This is a genomic window from Actinomadura madurae (assembly GCF_047130825.1).
Classification (GTDB): Bacteria; Actinomycetota; Actinomycetes; order Streptosporangiales; family Streptosporangiaceae; genus Spirillospora; species Spirillospora madurae.
On sequence record NZ_CP083237.1, the window covers coordinates 1,788,108 to 1,806,060 of the forward strand.

Genomic DNA, 17,953 nt, shown 5'->3' on the forward strand with positions numbered 1-17,953 from the left:
CCGGATCTGACGCCCCGGCCCCGCCGGGAATGTCCGGCTAGTGGCCGGGGGCTTGCCTGGTGCGGTCCTGGCCCTTGCTGGAGGCTCGGAGCCCAGCCAGCAGTGATCGCCGAGGGGGCCGGGCATGCCGCCTGTGACGTCGGAGACCGTCCGGGACGAGACCGATCGCGCCGAGCGCGTGATCGTCGTTTCGATCATGAAGTCCGGGACGCATCTCATCCAGGAGCTGATGGTCGCCCTCGGGTACGGCGTCTACGGCCAGTCGCGCGTCACGCCGGACATCCGGCCGGTCCTGGACGACGACACCCGCCGGCGCCTGATCCGCGCGGTGCACGAGCCGGCGGACGCCGAGAGGCTCGCATCGGCGGGCGGGCAGACGTTCCGCGAGGCGTCGGACGAGGCCTGGAGCGCGCTGGCGTGGTCGTGGCAGGCGAAGTTCGGGATGCCGCTGGAGAACCGCTACGGCCGCGAGATCGTCAACGGCCCCCTGGTCGAGCGGGCCCTGCACCGCACGGCCGGCTCCGACTTCGCCGAGACTCCGGCGAACGTGGCCTGGATCCTCACCGAGTTCGACGTCCCGAAGATCGACGGCCATTTCCTGCGCGAATGGTCGGAGACCGGGAGACCGCGCATCATCTTCAACTACCGCGATCCGCGCGACGTGCTGCTCTCGGCGGTCAACTTCCTCGCCGGCCGCACGAAGAACGGGTACGGCAATTTCGCCGAGTTCAAGGTCTTCAACAGGATCCTCCGGGCCCTTCCGACACTCGGCGACCGGCTCCTGTACGCGATGACCGATCCGTCGTTCCCCGGCCATGACGCGTACGAGAAGGCGCTCTGGCTGCTGCACCATCCCGACGTCTGCAAGGTCTCCTTCGAAGAGCTGGTCGGCCCGCAGGGCGGCGGTTCGGCCGAGGCGCAGCGGGAGGCGGTCGGCCGGGTGCTGCGATTCCTCGGAGTGGACGACACTCCCGAGAACATCGCACCGCACCTGTTCAAACCCGACGCCTTCTCCTTCTACAAAGGACAGATCGGTTCGTGGCGGGACGCGTTCACGCCCGAGCACGAGAAGCTCTTCGCCGACCGCTACGGCGAGATGCTCTCCGCCTACGGCTATCTGGACGCCGTGTGATGGAGGTCGTCGATTCAGAGCGGGTCCGCGCCTGCTTCGACGGCGGGCGGCCGGACATCGCCGCGCTGTGGGAGCTGTGCGTCCATTTCGAGTGGCCCGACCGGGCCGCGGCGGTGGACGGGATCGCCGCCTGGCTGGGGCCGGCGGACGGGCTGAGCGTCCTGGACCTGGCCTGCGGCACCGGCTTCCCCGCCATCGAGCTCGCCGCCCGCGGATACGACATGACCTGCTCCGACGGCAGCGACCTCATGCTGGAGCACTTCCGCGCCAACGCCGCACGAGCGGGCGCCGATCTGGACGCCGCCCAGGTCCTGTGGCACGACCTGGGCGAGTTCTACGGGCGGACGTTCGACGTCGTCATGTGCCGCGGCGGAGGTTCGTACCTGTACGCGGGCACCTGGGACAAGGACGCCGAGCCCGACCCCGCCGCGCTGCGCGAGGCGATCGGGCAGTTCGCCGCGATGGTGCGTCCCGGCGGGCGGCTCTACCTCGACATCATGCACGCCGACGACCTGGCGCGGCGGGAGCCCGCGCGCACCGAGCACCCGCCGGTGTCGATCGGCGGGCGGGTGGTGCGGCTCAGCGAGACCACCGTCAACCACGTCGAGAGCGGGACACGGACCTGGCGCAGCACCCTCGTGGTCGACGGGTCGGCGTACGAGTTCGAACGCCGCTCCCACCACATGGACCACCCGGCCCTGGTCGAGATGCTCACCGGCGCGGGCCTCACCGACGTCCGGCCCGAGGCGATCCCGGGCGAGCACTACCAGGTGTTCACCGCGAGGCGCCCCGAGCTGTGAACGGCGTGCGGCAGAAGGTGCCCCGGCCCGCGGTGTTCCTGTCGGGCGGCATCTTCGCGCTCAGCATCTGCTCGTTCGCGATCGTCCCTCTGCTGGCGCTGTACCTGTCGAGGGAGCTGCACACTCCGGCCGGACGGATCGGCATCGTGCTGTCGGTGCTGGCGGTCTCGAACCAGGGGCTGCAGGTGTTCGTGGGCATCGCGGCCGACCGGTTCGGCACCCGGACGATCCTCGGTGTGGGGATCCTGTGCGCGTCCGCCGGGTATCTCGGGTTCGCGGCGCGGCCGGTCTTCTGGGCCCAGCTCGCGTGCGCGTTCGCGCTGGGCATCGGCAGGGCGACGCTGTCGCTCGGCGGGAAGGTGCTGCTGACCCAGGAGGCCGGTGCCGCGCAGGCGTCCGCGCTCACCCTGCGCAGCGTTGCGGTCAACGCGGGCGCGGCGCTCGGGCCGCTCGTCGGCGGGCTGCTGCTGACGCGCTTCACCGTGGCGCTGGTCGGCGCGGTGGCGGTGCACGCGCTGTTCTGGCTGGCCCTGGTCCGCCTGGTGCCGCCGCGCCCCCAGGGCTCCGCGCCCCCGGACCGGCCGCCGCTGCGCGCCCGGTTCGCCGTCCTGCTCACCAACCGCCCGCTCGTCGGGCTGACCGCGGCGAGCGTCGGCTTCTGGTTCCTGTACGCGCAGCTGACGTTCACCTTCCCGCTCTACGCCGACGACCGGTTCCACCTCGGCGGACGGGTCGGCCTGCTGTTCGCGGTCAACGCGGCCCTGGCGGTCGCGCTGCAGTACGCCGTGGTCGGCACGCTGACGCGGCGCACGGACGGATGGTCGGCGACCTGCCTCGGCTGCGCCGTCGGCGGGCTCGCGTTCGCCGTGCTCGCGACGGTCCCGGCGGGCTGGTCCCTGCTCGCCTTCGTCGTGCTGTTCAGCCTGGCCGAGCTCATGGTCGTGCCGATCCTCGACATCGTCACCGCGAAGATCACGCCGGACGGGGCGGCGGGCGGCACGTTCGGGTTCGCCTCCCTCGGCTGGGCGGCCGGGGGCCTGCTCGGCAGCGCGCTCGGCGGCGTCGCCTACCAGGCGGCGCGGGACGCCGGACGGTTCGAGGTGTTCTGGGCGTTCAACGGGCTCGTCGGGTTCTGCGCGGCGGCGGGCTTCCTCGGTCTGCGCATGCGATTCGGACGGGCGGTGGCACGAGCGTGAAACCGGTGTTGATCGTGGTCGGCGGCGGCCGCAGCGAGTACCGCGGCTACATCCTGGAGCGGATCTCCCGGAAGTACGCGCTGGTGCTGCTCTCTCCGCAGCCGCCGACGTGGGAGCGGCCGTACGTCATCGACCATCTGCCCATCGGGGCGGGCGAGGACGACGAGATCCTGGCGGCCGCGGCCGAGGCCGCCCGCCGGTATCCGGTGGGGGGCGTCGTCACCTACCACGAGGCGTGCGTGGAGCTGGTGGCGAGGATCGGCGCCGCGCTCGACCTCCCGCAGTGCCCGCCCGAGGCGGCGGCCCGCTGCCGGGACAAGCACGCGGCGCGGGAGGCGATGCGGGCCGCCGGCGTCCCGGTCGCCCGCGGCGTCCTCGCCGCCTCGGCGGACGAGGCGAAGCGGGCCGCCGACGAGATCGGCTACCCGGTCGTCGTCAAGCCCCGGGCGCTCACCGCCGGGTTCGGCGTCTCCCTCGTCACCGGCCCGGCCGAGCTGGAGGCCGCGGTGCGCACCGCGGAGGCGAACGCCTTCCCGGAGCCGTGGCGCTTCCGTCCGGGGATCCTGGTCGAGGAGTACCTCGACGGACCGGAGATCAGCGTCGACTGCGCCGTGCGCGAGGAGCGCCCCGAACCGGTGATCTTCGCCAGGAAGCTGCTCGGGCACGCGCCGTACTTCGAGGAGATCGGGCACATCACGGCGCCGGCCGAGGCGGTGGCGCCGGATCCCGGGCGCGTCCGCGACGTCGTCGTCGCCGCGCACCGGGCGCTCGGCATCCGTTCGACCGTCACCCACACCGAGGTGCGGCTCACCGCGGCCGGCCCGAAGGTCGTCGAGGTGAACGGCCGGCTCGGCGGCGACGTCATCCCGCTGGTCGCGCAGGTCGCCTCCGGGCTGGACCTGCCGGCGGCCTCGGCGGACATCGCGGCCGGCGCCGAACCCGATCTGTCCGCGCCGCGGGACGGCGTCGCGGGGATCCGGTTCTTCTATCCCGACTCCGCCGGGCGGGTGACCGGGCGCGGAATGACCGCCCGCCCGGCGGGCCTGCACCAGGTGACCTGGCTCGTCGGCGCGGGCGACGAGCTGCGCCCCGAGGCCGGGCGGCTGCACTTCGCGCGGGCCGGCTACGCGATCGTCACCGCGGACGACGTCGACCAGTGCGCGGCCCGGCTGGAGGCCGCCGACCGCGCGCGCTACCTGCACGTGGAAGGGGCCTCCGAGTGAACCGGTGGGACGTCGAGGTGCTGGCGATCGGCGCGGGACCGTCCAACCTGGCCCTCGCCGTCGCGCTCGAAGAACTCGCACCGGATCTGGCGGCGCGGACGCTCCTCGTCGAGCGGCACGACTCGGTGGTGTGGCAACGCGGGATGCTGCTGCCGTGGGCCCGCAGCCAGGTGTCGTTCCTCAAGGACCTGGTGACCCTGCGCAACCCGCGCAGCGAGTTCACCTTCCTCAACTATCTGCACGCGGTCGGCCGCCTGGACCAGTTCGTCAACCTCGGCACGTTCCAGCCGTACCGGACGGAGGTGTCCGACTACCTCCGCTGGGTCGCCGGATCCCTCGCGGAGGTGCGCATCGAGTACGGGCGCCGGGTCGTCGCCGTCGAGCCGGTGTGGGACGACGGCTCCCTCGACGGCTGGTGCGCCAGGTTCGCGGACGGACCGGACGTCACGTGCCGGCATCTGGTCGTCGGCGTGGGCCGCGAGCCCCGCGTCCCGGACGTGTTCCGCTCACTGCCCGGCGGACGCGTCGTCCACAGCAGCCGATTCCAGGAGCGCGTCGACCGTCTCGATCCGGACGCGGCGCACCGGTTCGCCGTGGTCGGCGGCGCGCAGAGCGCCGCGGAGATGCTCTGGGAGACCTACCGCCGCTTCCCGCGCGCGGAGTGCGTGATGGTGACCAGGTCGATCGGCCTGAAGACCTACGAGCACAGCCGGTTCGCGAACGAGCTGTACTACCCGTCCTTCACCGGCGACTTCCACGCCGGCGCGCCCGGCTTCCGCGCGCGGACGCTCGCCGAGATGCGCGGCACCAACTACGGCGCGCTCGACCCGGACCTGCTGGACGCGCTCTACGACGAGCTCTACCGGCTGCGCCTCACCGGTTCGAACCGGATGCGGATCCTCCCGATGACCGACGTCGTCCGGGCCGGGACGGACGGCACCGGCGCGCTGCTGACCCTCGCGGACCGGCGCACGGGCGACGAGAACGACCTGCCCTGCGATCTGGTTCTGCTCGGCACCGGCTTCCGCGGGGAGATGCCGCCGCTCGTCCGCCGGATGGCCGAGGCCGTGTCGGGCGGGCCGGTCGCCGTGGACCGGTACTACCGGATGGCGCTGCCCCCGTCCGCGACGGCGACCTGCCACCTCCAGGGAGTCAACGAGGCCACCCACGGCATCGCCGACTCCCTGCTCAGCGTCCTCGGCGTCCGGGCCGAGGAGATCGTCACCGATCTCCTCAAGGCGCGCTGATCCCCTGGGCGGTCCGGCGGGCGTGCTCGCGCACCAGGGTGTGGAAGCGGAAGCGGTCGGGCGTGGGCTCCTGGAGGAGATGGGCGTCCAGCAGCCGGTCCAGAAGCCACCTCGTCCGCGCCACCGGCGTCTCCAGCATGGCCGCGGCGGCGTGCACTCCGAAGTCGGTGGTGAGGTGCGCGCCCAGCGACCGGTAGGCGGACCGCTGGTCGGCCGGAAGCCGCCGGTACGACAGGTCGAGGGCCGCGGCGACGCTCTGCGGCCCGGCCCGCAACTCCCCCGGCCGGTCGTCGTTCAACCGGTCCAGCAGGTCACGCACGGTCCACGCGGGGTGCGTGCGGAGCCGGACGGCGGCGATGCGGACGGCGAGCGGGAGCAGCCCGCACCGTTCCACGATGTCCGTCAGCACCGCCGCCGGGGCGTCCTTCACGCGCGCCGGCCCGGCGGTGCGGGTGAACAGGGCGACCGCCTCGTCCGCCGCCGGCACGTCCAGCGGGACGGTCCGGACGCCGTCCAGGCCGATCAGGCGGCGCCGGCTGGTGACGATCAGCCGGCAGCCGGCCCCCGCCGGAAGCAGCGGGCGGACCTGCTCCTCCCCGGCGGCGTCGTCCAGGACGATCAGGACCCTGCGGCCGGCCAGGACGCTGCGGTACAGCGCGGCGCGGTCGTCGAGATGCTCCGGTACACGCCCGCCGGTGACGCCGAGGGAGCCGAGCAGGCGGGTGAGGGCGGCGCCCGGTTCGGCCGGTTCGGTCTCCCGGCGATGGCCGTGCAGGTCCAGGTACAGCTGCCCGTCAGGGAACCGGGGCATGAGCCGGTGGGCGGCGTGAACGGCGAGCGCCGTCTTGCCGACTCCGGGCATCCCCTCGATCGAGACCATGGACGGCATGCCGGCATCGTCGTCCCGTTCCAGAGCGAGCAACTCCTGTGCTCGTCCCTCGCAGACGTCCACCCTGGCGGGGAGTTGGCGCGGGATCACCGTTTCACCCCCCGCCGGGGAGCTGACCGGGCCTCGAACACCGGCGACCAGGATCGCCCGCTCCTCGCTGTTCAGGCGCAGCGCCTCCGCCAGGAGCAAGATCGACGTGGGCCGGGGCTTCTGCAGTTCCCGGCTCTCCAGCCTGCGGATCGTCCGGACGTTGAGGCCGGTGCGTTCGGCCAGCTGCTCCTGCGTCAGCAGCGCCCTCTCCCGCCACCAGCGCACGAGCACGCCGACGGGCGGCTCGTCGCCTGGGGCCCAGAGGGCGGCGATCGAAGCTCGTTCGACACTGCTCAACGACTCGCACTCCTCAGACTCGCCGCGGTCCCGTGCCCGGTCGCCGTCCGCTCCGCGCCCGGTCCCCGCCAGAAATATCGTCACGGCCATCAGACATGCGTCCGGCCTGTTCAGCCCACGGTCGGACGAAATCGGACGGAATCGGACCCTCTGCGGCACATGCCCGCCGCACAGCGGCTCAGCGGTACCCGCACAGACCACAGTCGAGGACCGCCTTGTCCTGGGCGTCCCACCGGTCGCCGCCGGGCCACGACGGCAGGGCGTCCGTCACCGGTAGCGCCGCCGTCCGAGACGACCCCGGGCACGCCGCCGCCGTCGAACCAGACACCCCCGGACATCCACCGGACGCCCGCCAACCGAAGCCCAAGTCGTACCGTCCCAGATCTCCCTCGCCTCAACGGTCCGCTTCATCCGCGCCAACTGGGCCGACCGGTGAGCCCGATCCCCGTGCGCGACGTTCCTAGCCTGGGCCGGACCAGACGAGGCGACGAGCGACGTACACCCCGGAGCCCACTCGTACGTCCTGCTGCTGTGCACCGTGCTGTGGCGGCTGGACCTGGTACTCGTCTCCGTCTGCGCGATCGGCTTGGTGACGGCGATCGGCGCCCCGCTGTGGACCCGCCTGGTGCCCGACCTGGCCATCCGCGTCGACCGCTGGGTCCCGGCCGACCGGCACACCGCGTGGGCCACCGGCGCGTCAAGGCTTACCTACGGTAACAGTCCACCTCGAAATGGCTGGTCAGAGGCGATTTCAAGGAATTTCGCCGGAGAGCGATGAGTATTGCGCGGGGCCGCGGTCTCAATTGTCGACTCACTTACCCGAAGGAGAGCGACCATGACCGTCCAGCAGAGCATCGCCCCCGCCACCTCCCAGCGCCGCGCCGCGGCCCCGGCCGTGAACGGCACCACCGCCACCCGCGATGTCCCGCTGTGGCGTACCGGCGTGCTCGCCTGCATCGCCGCCGCCGTGGCCACCACGATCGTCGCCGCCGTCGCGAGATCGGCGGGCGTGCCCGTGGAGATCGACGGCGAACCAATTCCGGTGCTGGGCTTCACCCAGTTGACGTTGCTGTTCAGCGCGATCGGCGTGGGGCTGGCCTACCTGCTGCGCCGCCGGGCCGCCTCACCCAAGCGCGCCTTCCTGACGGTCACCGTCGCCCTCACCGCCCTGTCGATCGTCCCGGACCTGCTCGTCTCGGCGACGATGGACACCCGGTTCACCCTGATCGCCACCCACCTCGTCGCCGCGGCGATCGTCGTCCCGCTGGTCGCCGGCCGCCTGCCCGCCCGCTCCCGCCGCGCGTCCTGAACGGGCACCGCCGCAGCCCAGGCCCATCACCCCCTGACCGCACCGAGCATCCGCCGACGCCGGCACCCGCATTCACGGGTGCCGGCGTTCGCTTCGGCGCCACCACGGTCGACGTATCGCTGGCGTATCGAAAACCGCATACGGCGCCGCAACGGCCTCCCGCTTTCAGTTGAGGCATGGACCACAGCGGATCACCGTCAGCACCGGCCCGCCGTAGGCGCAGGTTCGTGCCAGACAGTCCGGCGTTGCTGGCGGCCGTCACACGGCTCGCCGGGGTGCTGCTGGTGCCGGTCGCCTTCTGCCGCGCACCGGGCCGCGCCCGCTTCCTGGCCTGCCAATGGGCGCTCTGCCTGCGCTTCCCCGCCGAGGATCTCCGCGGGCTGGCACCGGAGACGCTCGCGGCGTTCACGCACGCGCGGGCCGAGGCGTTCTGGCGCGACGGGCAGTTGATCGGGCTCACCTCGGGCCATCGCGACGCGGCGGAACAGCGCCGGATCTTCGCCGCCGAGGTGCGGCGCACCGGGTCGGTGTCCGCGGCGCGGCGCCGGGTGCTGCCACCGGAAGAGTCCGGCCACGTGCGAGGGCTCGCGCTCGACGTCCGGCCGACCGAGGGCGCGCAGTGGCTGGAACGGCACGGTGGGCGTTACGGGCTCTACCGCGTCTATGAGAATGAGTGGTGGCACTTCGAGTACCGCACCGTTGAGCCCGTCCGGGTGCCGCATCCGGGGTGCGCGGCGTCGTTGTCCGGGCGCACGCACGGGCCGCGGGTGCGGCCGTGAACGGTGCTCCGGTCGCCCCGTTGCATATGTCGGCGATATGCCGGGTTGCCTAGGCTTTCGGCATGCGTGTGCTGATCGTGGAGGACGAACCGTACCTGGCCGAAGCCGTCCGGGACGGACTGCGGCTGGAGGCGATCGCCGCCGACATCGCGGGCGACGGCGACTCCGCGCTCGAACTGCTCGGCGTCAACTCCTACGACCTGGCGGTCCTGGATCGCGACATCCCCGGCCCGTCCGGCGACGAGATCGCCCGGCGGATCGTCGCCTCCGGCAGCGGCATGCCGATCCTCATGCTCACCGCCGCCGACCGGATCGACGACAAGGCCTCGGGGTTCGAGCTGGGCGCCGACGACTACCTCACCAAGCCGTTCGAGCTCCGGGAGCTGGTGCTGCGGCTGCGCGCACTGGACCGCAGGCGGGGCCACGCCCGGCCCCCGGTCAGGGAGATCGCGGGCCTGCGGCTGGACCCGTTCCGGCGCGAGGTCTTCCGCGACGGCCGCTACGTCGCCCTAACCCGCAAGCAGTTCGCCGTGCTCGAAGTCCTCGTCGCGGCCGACGGCGGCGTCGTCAGCGCCGAGGAGCTGCTGGAGCGGGCCTGGGACGAGAACGCCGACCCCTTCACCAACGCCGTCCGCATCACCGTCTCCGCCCTGCGCAAACGGCTCGGCCGGCCCTGGCTGATCGCCACGGTGCCCGGCGTCGGCTACCGCATCGACACCGGCCCCGCCGACCCCGGCGATACCCATGGATAGGCAACCAGGGCTCAGCACCCGACTGAAACTCACCCTCAGCTACGCCGGATTCCTCATGCTCGCCGGCGCCCTGCTCCTTGCCGTGGTCTGGGTGTTCCTCCTGCGCTACGTGCCGCCCGACACCACGTTCCCGACCGGGCCGCGGGACGAATGGTCCGGCGGGCCGCACCCGCCGTTCATCCCCAACCGCACCGACCTCCAGCGGGCCTTCGTCCCCCGCGCGACCACGGCCATGGCGTTCCTGCTGGTGTTCGGCCTGCTGGGAGGATGGCTCCTCGCCGGACGGATGCTCGCGCCGCTCACACGGATCACCGACGCGGCACGGATGGCCGCCAACGGATCGCTGTCCCACCGGATCCGGCTGGAAGGCCCCAAGGACGAGTTCCGCGAACTCGCCGACGTGTTCGACACCATGCTCCAGCAGCTCGAATCCCACATCACCGAGCAGCGGAGGTTCGCCGCCAACGCCTCCCACGAACTGCGGACGCCGCTGGCCATCTCGCAGACGCTCCTGGAGGTCGCGCGCAACGAGTCCACGGGAGACCACGGGGAACTCATCGAACGCCTTCGCGCCGTCAACACGCGGGCGATCGACCTCACCGAGGCGCTCCTGCTGCTCAGCCGCGCCGACCGCGGCGGCTTCGCCCGCGGGCCCGTCGACCTGTCCCTCCTCGCCGAGGAGGCCGCCGAGACGCTGCTTCCCCTCGCCGAACAGCGCACGATCGCCCTCGACGTCACCGGTGAGCCGGCGCGGACCGTCGGCTCGGCGGCGCTCCTCCTGCGGATGGTGACCAACCTCGTCCAGAACGCCATCGTCCACAACCTCCCCGCCGGCGGCACCGTCAAGGTCCGCACCGAGACGTGGCCGGACGCGAGCGTGCTGCGGGTCGAGAACACCGGCCATCCCGTCCCGCCGGAACTCCTGCCGACCCTCACCGAGCCCTTCCAGCGCGGGACGCAACGGGTGCGCACCGACGAACACGCCGGCGTCGGCCTCGGGCTGGCCATCGTGAACAGCATCGTCCAGGCACACGCCGGAAGGCTCGACCTCGCACCCCGCCCCACCGGCGGACTCCGAGTAACGATCCGGCTCCCCCACGGACCAGGATCGAATTCCGTGGTCGTACCGGGCGTTCAGGCCTTCGGGGACATCCCTCGTGCGTCACATGGTCTCAAGGGCGGCCATCATGAGGAGGACTGAGAACGTGCACCCGCCGAACAGAAGGACTCCCGAGGTCACGAGCGCGAGCCCCGCCGAGGTCAGCCGCCGCAATATCAGGTAGGCCACCACGGCGCCCAGGAAAGCGAGCACGGGGAGATAGGGGATGAAGAGGCTGGTGGCGGCGACGAGGAGCGCGCTGCCCAGAGGAACCCCCACCTTGCTCGCCCCTTGCAGGTCACGACGCGTGACCACGGCGGCGACGCCCCCGGCGAACACAGCACATGCCGCGATCATCAGGATGATGAAGTAGTCCACGAACAGCCTCCGTATCGGGCGGGATCGTTGAGAGCGTTGATCAACACCTACGATCCAGCCCGAAGGCGAAAAGTTCGGTCGAGAACGACTCGACCGTCAGCGCACGGGGGCAGCCGCCCGCGACGACGTTCGAGTTAAGGGTGCCGAGGAGGCCGGGCGTCGGGATATGGAATTTTCTCCGGGTGACTCGGCGCCGTCGCCGACCGGGCCTGCTTCCGTAGATTCCGCTCGTGGCGTACGCCGAGGACGGCTATGCCGACGAACCCCAGTGCTCCCGTCCCAAGGAATGGACCCATGAAGAAGATCGTCATCCAGTCGTTCTGGTTCTCACCGGCAACATACGCGGATTCGTTGTTCAGGTAGGCTCTGGCGGTCTTCCCGCGCTTGCAGGGTCCGTCCGACTGCACCTCGACATCAGTCGATCCGCGGCCGCCCGCATCCGGACGGAAAGACCCGTGGCAGGTCGACTTGCCCCGGGTACCGCTCACCTTTTCGGTGATCGTGACGGTGCCCGGCGTTCCGGCCGCGCCCCGAGTCACGAGGTATTCCTCGCGGGCCATGAGGCCCACGGCGACGGTGGCATAACCGAACATGATCCCAAAGGCGCCGAAGAACAGGTAGAGGATCAGGAACTTCGTGCTCGGAACCCGCTTTGCGGGCGCCTGAATCCGTCCCGGAGGAGGAAGCTGATAGGGCGTATTCTGCTCTTCCACGCCCGTGACTTTATGGCCGGGCCGGCAGTTTTGGCAAGGCAGGGAATTCGGTGGCGCCGATCGGGACAAGCACCGGACATTTACCGGACAGTTCATGGACGACTGGTTTAACAGACCGACCCGATGTTTGCGTCAGGTCGCCCTCACCGGGGACTCCTTTGCCGAAGCTCGCCTCTGCCGAGTCCAGATACCGGTTGCCACGCGGAGAGACGGGCTGTGAGGATCGAGGCGCAGGCTGGTTCCGGCATTATCGATGGAGGGAGGCGCCCGGTGACCTCGCAGCTCAATCCGTACATCAGCTTCGACGGCAACGCCCGGGAGGCGATGGAGTTCTACCAGGACGTCCTCGGCGGCGAACTGACGATGCACACCTTCGGCGAGTACGGCGACCCGAGCGCGCCCGAGGCCGAGAAGATCATGCACGGCATGCTGCAGTCCGATCTCGGCTTCACGCTCATGGGTGCGGACACCCCGCCCGGCATGTCGTACAACCCCGGCGACAACATCGCCATCAGCCTGAGCGGCGACGACGCCGACACGCTGCGCGGCTACTGGACGAGGCTGTCCGACGGCGGCGACGTCGCGGTCCCCCTGGAGATGCAGATGTGGGGCGATGAGTTCGGCCAGTGCACCGACCGCTTCGGCACCTCCTGGCTGGTCGACATCAGCGGCTCGTCCGCCTGATCACCACCCGCACGTGAGCCGCCGCTGGTCGGGACGGCGAGGCCTCGTCACGAGCGGAGGCGCTCGGTTCGCACCGGACGCAGCGGTCCACGCTCACCACTTCGATCATGCCGGTACCTCCCGGGGTTCCGCGGCGGGCTCGGCGGCCGTCCACACCTCGTCCAGGCCGCCGACGAACCGCCGGTGGTCGAACTGCCGCGGTCGCGGAAGGTTCTCCAGCCGGTGCATGCCCCGGGCTTCGGGACGGGCCAGGGCCGCGCGGCAGCACCACCGGGCGTGCGCCGCATCATCACCCCCGGCCTGTGCACCCGGCGCCGCATCCGCTTCATGTACTCGGGTCCCTGGAGGCTGCCGCGCCGCTCGGCGCCGTCCTCGCCGCCGTCCGTACCGTCCGGCGGGACGTACCACAGGCTGTTGCCGCCCGACGCGGTCGCCCGCTCGTGCCGCAGTAGCCCTTGTCCGCGAGGACGACCCGGGCCCCGGCGGGTCCACCGCCGAGGACGAGGACGTCGGCGTCGAGCCCGGTCATGTCCGGGCCCCGGGCGCGAGCCAGGAGTCGAGCGTGTAGTCCTTCTTGATGAGCGCCTGCTGGACGAGGAAGGCCTTGGTCCCTTCGAGCAGTTTCAGCCCCTCAGCCGGGAAGGGCTCGTCCGGCAGCTGGTCCTTCAGCGTCGTCTTGATCGAGATGTCGGGGGCGTATCCGCCGGTCTTGCCCACGTACGCGGTGTAGTTCGCCCAGTCGGCCTTGGAGGCCCGCGCGGCCTTGGTCTCGGCCTTCTGCCACACCTTGACGATGTCCGTGTGCCCGGCCAGGTACTTCTCCGTCACGACCGTGACGGACGTGCCGAGCAGGTCCGGGTGGTCGCGGGACGCGACGTCGATCGACCTGTAGCCCTTCTGCTCCTGCGCGACCTGGTCGGCGGAGACCAGGCCGCCGGCGTCGATCGAGTTCTTCTCCAGCGCCGCGATGATCGCCGGCGTGTACATGTGGATGATCTCCTTCGGCCTCACCCCGGCCTGCTCCAGCGCGCCGAGCAGGTAACGGTGGATGTAGGAGCCGGTCTGGACGCCGATCCGCTTGCCCTCCAGGTCCTTGAGGGACGCCGGCCCGCCGTCCTTCCTGGCGACGATCGCGGCGTCCAGGCGGACCGAGTTGAGCGACAGCAGCCGGGTCGGCAGGCCCTGCCCGCGGCCGATGAGCGCCGGGGTGTCCCCGTACATGCCGATGTCGAGGGAGCCGCCCGCGAGGGCCTGGTTCAGGTCGGGGCCGTTCGGGAACGTCGCCACCTTGATCTTGGTGATCCCGGCGGCCTTCAGCTCCGGGAGCAGCTCGCCGCGCTGCTCCAGGAACCCGACGGCGCGGATCAGCTTGTTGCCGACGCCCGAGCCGATCACTCCGATGCGCAGCGTCCCGGAGCCGCTGTCGGCCTCGGACGAGGCGCATGCCGTCGCGGTGAGGACGAGCAGCCCGGCGGCCAGAAGTCGGGGGAGTTTCACGTCGGTGCCTTTCACAGGGGTGCTCAGGGGTTCTTCACGGTGTTTCAGGAGGTGAGGCGCGGGCCCGCCCGGTCCAGCGACGGCCCGACCGCGAGCTTGGCGCCGGGGGTGCGTCCCCGGCCCCAGCCGATCTGCGCGCGGTAGGTGCCGAGCGCCCCGTCCGCGGCGAGCGCCGCCTCGTCCGGGGGCTCGGGCAGCGCGTGCGAGCGCGGGTCGACGAACAGGGCGTCGACCGGGCAGTACGCCTCGCACATGAAGCAGGTCTGGCAGTCGCTCTGCCGGGCGATGACCGGGAAGCCGTCCGCGCCGCGGTCGAAGACGTTCGTCGGGCAGACGTCGATGCACTTGTCGCAGGCGATGCACCGGTTCCGCGAGACGATCTCGATCACGACGCCACCGCCAGCGCCGCGGTCTCGGGACGGGTCCAGACCTCGTCCAGGCCCCCGGTGACGAGCCTGCGGTGCTGGGCGGGGTCCTGGTCCGGCAGGTCCTGGCGCTTGTGCATGCCCCGCGTCTCGGTCCGGGCGAGCGCGGCGGTGTACATCCAGCGCGCGTGCGCCGTCATCGCGGCGGCGGACCGCGCCCGCACGACCCCGGCGCCCTCCTCGCGGAGCGTGCCGCGCAGCTCGCGCCACGTCCGGTCCAGGGCGTCCAGTGCCGGGGTGAGCCGGTCGCCGTGCCGCAGCAGGTTCTTCTCGTAGGGCAGCACTTCGGCCTGGACGGCGGCGACGTAGTCGGCGTGGCCGCCGGCCGCGGGGCCGGCCGGGTGGAGGCCCGCCTCGCCGAGCGCGCGCACGGTCCGTTCCCCGGCGCGACCGCCGAGCCGGGCGGCGTACCGGGCGGCGCCCTGCCCGGCCCAGGTCCCCGACGACATCGCCCAGGCGGCGTTGTGGCTGCCGCCGCCGGTGAAGCCGCCGCAGACCAGCTCGCGGGTGGCGGCGTCCCCCGCCGCGTACAGGCCGGGCACCGAGGTGGAGCAGTCGGGGCCGGTGAGGCGGATGCCGCCGGTGCCGCGCACGGTCCCCTCGGCGAGCAGCGTGATGGGGAACAGGTCCGTGAACGGGTCGATGCCCTGCCGGTCGAACGGGAGGAAGAAGTTCGCCTGCGCGAGGCGCATCGCCCGCTGGTCCTCGGGCGTGGCGCGGTCGATGCGGCACAGGACGGGCTCGCTGAGCAGCGTCCGGGCGATCACGGACCGGCCCTTGCGGCTGCCCGCGCCCTCCAGCACGGTCCCGTCCGCGCGGTAGAAGGTGGCGAACGAGTAGAACGCCGTCTTGGTCACGGACGTGAAGGCGGGGGCGATCGCGTAGGCGTTGGAGAACTCCATGCCCGACAGCTCCGCGCCGGCCTCCGCCGCGAACAGCGCGCCGTCCCCGGTGTTGACGTCGCAGCCGAGCGCCCTGCTGAGGAAGGCGCACCCGCCGGTCGCGAGGACGACCGCGCCCGCCCGCACCCGGAACGGCCGGTCGTCGCGCAGGTGGTACCCGGCGGCTCCGGCGACGGCCCCGGCGCCGTCCGCGAGCAGCTCGGTGACCGGGCTGTGGTCGAGGACCCGCACGCCCGCCCGGCGGACCCGCACCCGCATCCGCCGCATGTACTCCGGCCCCTGGAGGCCGCGCCTGATCTGCCGGCCGTTCTCACCCACCGGGAACGGGTACCTGGAGATCTCGGCGAGCTCGTTCATGTTCGCGTACGTCTGGTCGAGGACGCGCGCCATCCACTCGCGGTCGGCGAGGTAGCCGCCGAGGCCCTCCCGTCCGGCCATGGCCGCCTCCCGGGCCTCCGGGTCCGGCTCGACGTACCAGACCCCGGTGCCCGCGGACGCCGTCGCGCCGCTCGTCCCGAGGTACCCCTTGTCGGCGAGGACGACGTCCGCGCCGGCCTCCGCCGCCTTGATCGCGGCCCACGCTCCGGCGGGGCCGCCGCCCGCGACGAGCACGTCGGCGGTCAGGTCGTTCATGATGCCTCCTTGGCAGTGGCGACAGTTCGTCGAGCGGAGCTCGTCGGTTGAATGGCGGTGGGTGGGGGCTGGAGGGCGGTTCGGACCCCGAGCCCGTCCAGCAGGTCGCGCCGCAGCGCGATGAACCGCGGGTCGTCCAGCGACCGCGGCCTGGGAAGGTCGACGACGTACTCCCGCGCGATCCGGCCGCCCGCGAGCAGCAGCGCGCGGTCGGCGAGCAGGAGCGCCTCCTCGACGTCATGGGTGACCAGCAGCACCGCCGGCCGGTGCTCGGCCCACAGGTCGGCGACGAGCGCCTGCGCGTTGAGCCGGGTGAGCGCGTCGAGCGCCCCGAACGGCTCGTCGAGAAGCAGCAGGTCGGGCGTCCGCACCAGCGCCCGGGCCAGCGCGACGCGCTGCGACTCGCCGCCGGACAGGGTGAGCGGCCACGCGTCGGCGCGGGCCGTGAGCCCGACCTCGGCCAGCGCCGCCTCGGCCCGCTCGCGCAGGCCGCGCCCCCGCAGGCCGAGGACGACGTTGTCCCACACCCGGCTCCATGGGAGGAGGCGGTGCTCCTGGTAGACGACGGCGCGCCTGCCGGGGACGCCGATCTCGCCGCTCCCCTCGCCGTCCAGCCCGGCCAGGGCGCGCAGCAGCGTGCTCTTCCCCGAGCCGCTCGCGCCGAGCAGCGCGACGAACTCGCCGGGGACGATGTCGAGATCGACGCCGTCCAGGACGGCGCGCTCGCCGAACACCCGCCGGAGACCGCGGACGCGCACCCCCTTCTCCATCGTCGCCGTCATCGCGCCACCAGCCCCCTCCGCCAGGCCAGCGCGCGCCGCTCGATGAGCCGCACCAGCAGGTCCGTCGACACGCCGAGCAGCGCGTACACCACGAGGACCAGGAAGACCGTCTCCATCTGCAGGAACTGGGTGGCCTGGTTGATGACGAAGCCGATGCCGCTGGCCGTCGCCGACTGCTCCACGACGACGAGCGTCAGCCAGGCGACGCCGAGCGACAGCCGCAGCCCGACGAGGATCTGCGGGAGCGCGCCGGGCAGGATGACCTTCCGGATCAGCCCGAACCGGCCGAGGCCGCAGGTGCGGGCGGACTCCACCAGCCGCTCGTCCACGCCCCGGATGCCGTGGAACACGTTGATGTAGAGCGGGAACACCGTGCCGACCGCGATCAGGCCGACCTTGGACGTCTCGCCGATCCCGAACCAGATGATGAACAGCGGGACGAGCGCGAGGTGGGGAAGCATCCGGACCGCCTGGACGGGCGCGTCGATGATGTCCTCGCTGATCCGGAACAGCCCGGAGAGCAGGCCGAGGGCGAGGCCCGTCGGCAGCCCGATCGCCAGCCCCTTCAACACCCGCACGAGCGAGACGCCGAGGTTCTCGAACAGCGCGCCCGACGCGAGCATCTCCCGGCCGCGCACGGCGACGTCGCTGAGCGGCGGCGTCGTGCTGCCCAGCCAGCCGGCCCGGGCGCCGATCTCCCACAGCGCGAGGACGGCGACCAGCCCGCCGGCCTTGCGCACCCGGCGCAGCAGCGACAGCAGCACGGCACCGGAACGGGCCGCGGTCGAGACCCGCGCCACCACGGGAATCGCCGAGCGGGGCGGATCGAGCAGGTCGGTGGACACAGAGCACCTCCGGGCAGGGGGAAGCAGAACGAAAGACGGCAGGAATCGGCCCCCGAGAGGGCGCGGGTGAGAGGAAGAGGGGCCGGTCAGTGGCCGCGGCGTGCGGAAGAGCGGTTCAACAGGACGCGCTGCACACGCGAAGGAGGTCGACGTGGCGCCTCGCCACCAGGACCTCCGCTGCGTTCATGTCCCCAGGATGCACACGGCACCGGGTCCCTGTGAAGCCCTCAAGAAGCTGCCTCCACCTGCGAAGACATCCGCGGATGGGCAATTTTCCGACA

The 17,953-nt window shown here is 72.1% G+C and carries 19 protein-coding genes; 10 read left to right on the top strand and 9 right to left on the bottom strand.

Translation table 11 applies throughout. The features are described 5' to 3' along the window. Nucleotides 1–124 precede the first annotated feature (124 nt). From K8Z49_RS08420 to K8Z49_RS08440, 5 genes are read left to right on the top strand one after another with little or no spacing between them, the layout of a single operon-like run. Nucleotides 125–1,132, top strand: coding sequence for a hypothetical protein (locus tag K8Z49_RS08420; RefSeq protein WP_152564096.1), 1,008 nt, complete (start codon nt 125–127; stop codon nt 1,130–1,132). Then, entirely contained in the window at nt 1,132–1,932 is an 801-nt protein-coding gene (locus K8Z49_RS08425) for a class I SAM-dependent methyltransferase (RefSeq protein WP_412517952.1), read from the top strand. The genes K8Z49_RS08420 and K8Z49_RS08425 overlap by 1 nt, the downstream gene beginning before the upstream one ends. Continuing rightward, on the top strand, nt 1,929–3,128 hold the full coding sequence (locus tag K8Z49_RS08430) for an MFS transporter (protein ID WP_021594468.1): 1,200 nt from the start codon (nt 1,929–1,931) through the stop codon (nt 3,126–3,128). Before K8Z49_RS08425 ends, K8Z49_RS08430 begins: the two co-directional genes overlap by 4 nt. Beyond that, nucleotides 3,125–4,351 carry an ATP-grasp domain-containing protein gene (locus K8Z49_RS08435; RefSeq protein WP_111831706.1) on the top strand — a complete coding sequence of 409 codons (1,227 nt, stop codon included), beginning with the start codon at nt 3,125–3,127 and terminating at the stop codon, nt 4,349–4,351. The genes K8Z49_RS08430 and K8Z49_RS08435 overlap by 4 nt, the downstream gene beginning before the upstream one ends. Beyond that, complete coding sequence (locus K8Z49_RS08440) at nt 4,348–5,598, top strand: lysine N(6)-hydroxylase/L-ornithine N(5)-oxygenase family protein (RefSeq protein WP_075024779.1); 1,251 nt, start codon at nt 4,348–4,350, stop codon at nt 5,596–5,598. The genes K8Z49_RS08435 and K8Z49_RS08440 overlap by 4 nt, the downstream gene beginning before the upstream one ends. On the opposite strand, the gene K8Z49_RS08445 is transcribed toward K8Z49_RS08440, so the two are convergent. Continuing rightward, nucleotides 5,585–6,874: an ATP-binding protein gene (locus K8Z49_RS08445; protein ID WP_412517955.1), complete on the bottom strand. Its 1,290-nt coding sequence runs from the start codon at nt 6,872–6,874 to the stop codon at nt 5,585–5,587. The genes K8Z49_RS08440 and K8Z49_RS08445 overlap by 14 nt on opposite strands. Nucleotides 6,875–7,709: 835 nt before the next feature. On the opposite strand from K8Z49_RS08445, the gene K8Z49_RS08450 reads away from it, so the two are divergent. From K8Z49_RS08450 to K8Z49_RS08465, 4 genes are all read left to right on the top strand, one after another. Continuing rightward, nucleotides 7,710–8,183, top strand: coding sequence for a DUF6069 family protein (locus K8Z49_RS08450; RefSeq protein ID WP_021594472.1), 474 nt, complete (start codon nt 7,710–7,712; stop codon nt 8,181–8,183). A gap of 227 nt (nt 8,184–8,410) precedes the next feature. Continuing rightward, nucleotides 8,411–8,962: a M15 family metallopeptidase gene (locus K8Z49_RS08455; protein WP_033333422.1), complete on the top strand. Its 552-nt coding sequence runs from the start codon at nt 8,411–8,413 to the stop codon at nt 8,960–8,962. A gap of 62 nt (nt 8,963–9,024) precedes the next feature. After that, nucleotides 9,025–9,714 carry a response regulator transcription factor gene (locus tag K8Z49_RS08460; protein ID WP_021594474.1) on the top strand — a complete coding sequence of 230 codons (690 nt, stop codon included), beginning with the start codon at nt 9,025–9,027 and terminating at the stop codon, nt 9,712–9,714. Continuing rightward, entirely contained in the window at nt 9,707–10,915 is a 1,209-nt protein-coding gene (locus tag K8Z49_RS08465) for a sensor histidine kinase (protein WP_111831704.1), read from the top strand. Before K8Z49_RS08460 ends, K8Z49_RS08465 begins: the two co-directional genes overlap by 8 nt. Here the strand turns inward: K8Z49_RS08465 and K8Z49_RS08470 are convergent. Together K8Z49_RS08470 and K8Z49_RS08475 are read right to left on the bottom strand one after the other, a co-directional pair. Beyond that, nucleotides 10,877–11,191 (bottom strand): hypothetical protein, encoded by a 315-nt coding sequence (locus K8Z49_RS08470; RefSeq protein WP_021594476.1) that lies wholly within the window; start codon nt 11,189–11,191, stop codon nt 10,877–10,879. The two genes, K8Z49_RS08465 and K8Z49_RS08470, sit on opposite strands and share 39 nt — an antisense overlap. 134 nt (nt 11,192–11,325) lie before the next feature. Continuing rightward, on the bottom strand, nt 11,326–11,904 hold the full coding sequence (locus tag K8Z49_RS08475; RefSeq protein ID WP_021594477.1) for a hypothetical protein: 579 nt from the start codon (nt 11,902–11,904) through the stop codon (nt 11,326–11,328). 270 nt (nt 11,905–12,174) lie between these two features. On the opposite strand from K8Z49_RS08475, the gene K8Z49_RS08480 reads away from it, so the two are divergent. Beyond that, nucleotides 12,175–12,588: a VOC family protein gene (locus K8Z49_RS08480; RefSeq protein WP_412517959.1), complete on the top strand. Its 414-nt coding sequence runs from the start codon at nt 12,175–12,177 to the stop codon at nt 12,586–12,588. A gap of 105 nt (nt 12,589–12,693) precedes the next feature. Here the strand turns inward: K8Z49_RS08480 and K8Z49_RS08485 are convergent, their stop codons facing one another. From K8Z49_RS08485 to K8Z49_RS08510, 6 genes are all read right to left on the bottom strand, one after another. Next, the gene (locus K8Z49_RS08485) at nt 12,694–12,816 is read right to left on the bottom strand and encodes a hypothetical protein (protein ID WP_412517961.1); all 123 of its coding nucleotides are present in this window, start codon (nt 12,814–12,816) and stop codon (nt 12,694–12,696) included. 297 nt (nt 12,817–13,113) lie between these two features. Continuing rightward, nucleotides 13,114–14,085, bottom strand: a complete 972-nt coding sequence (locus K8Z49_RS08490) for an ABC transporter substrate-binding protein (protein ID WP_412517963.1) — start codon at nt 14,083–14,085, stop codon at nt 13,114–13,116. 44 nt (nt 14,086–14,129) lie between these two features. After that, the gene (locus K8Z49_RS08495) at nt 14,130–14,474 is read right to left on the bottom strand and encodes a 4Fe-4S dicluster domain-containing protein (protein ID WP_021594481.1); all 345 of its coding nucleotides are present in this window, start codon (nt 14,472–14,474) and stop codon (nt 14,130–14,132) included. Next, on the bottom strand, nt 14,471–16,045 hold the full coding sequence (locus K8Z49_RS08500; RefSeq protein ID WP_075024782.1) for an FAD-dependent oxidoreductase: 1,575 nt from the start codon (nt 16,043–16,045) through the stop codon (nt 14,471–14,473). The genes K8Z49_RS08495 and K8Z49_RS08500 overlap by 4 nt, the downstream gene beginning before the upstream one ends. Beyond that, the gene (locus tag K8Z49_RS08505; RefSeq protein WP_412517965.1) at nt 16,042–16,827 is read right to left on the bottom strand and encodes an ABC transporter ATP-binding protein; all 786 of its coding nucleotides are present in this window, start codon (nt 16,825–16,827) and stop codon (nt 16,042–16,044) included. Before K8Z49_RS08505 ends, K8Z49_RS08500 begins: the two co-directional genes overlap by 4 nt. Then, entirely contained in the window at nt 16,824–17,672 is an 849-nt protein-coding gene (locus K8Z49_RS08510; RefSeq protein ID WP_412517967.1) for an ABC transporter permease, read from the bottom strand. Before K8Z49_RS08510 ends, K8Z49_RS08505 begins: the two co-directional genes overlap by 4 nt. Nucleotides 17,673–17,953 lie beyond the last annotated feature (281 nt).

Coding starts and splice junctions, on each gene's coding strand:
- K8Z49_RS08420 (WP_152564096.1), top strand. CDS start 125: ATGCCGCCTGTGACGTCGGAGACCGTCCGGGACGAGACCGATCGCGCC.
- K8Z49_RS08425 (WP_412517952.1), top strand. CDS start 1,132: ATGGAGGTCGTCGATTCAGAGCGGGTCCGCGCCTGCTTCGACGGCGGG.
- K8Z49_RS08450 (WP_021594472.1), top strand. CDS start 7,710: ATGACCGTCCAGCAGAGCATCGCCCCCGCCACCTCCCAGCGCCGCGCC.
- K8Z49_RS08460 (WP_021594474.1), top strand. CDS start 9,025: ATGCGTGTGCTGATCGTGGAGGACGAACCGTACCTGGCCGAAGCCGTC.
- K8Z49_RS08465 (WP_111831704.1), top strand. CDS start 9,707: ATGGATAGGCAACCAGGGCTCAGCACCCGACTGAAACTCACCCTCAGC.
- K8Z49_RS08485 (WP_412517961.1), bottom strand. CDS start 12,816: ATGCACCGGCTGGAGAACCTTCCGCGACCGCGGCAGTTCGACCACCGG.
- K8Z49_RS08500 (WP_075024782.1), bottom strand. CDS start 16,045: ATGAACGACCTGACCGCCGACGTGCTCGTCGCGGGCGGCGGCCCCGCC.
- K8Z49_RS08505 (WP_412517965.1), bottom strand. CDS start 16,827: ATGACGGCGACGATGGAGAAGGGGGTGCGCGTCCGCGGTCTCCGGCGG.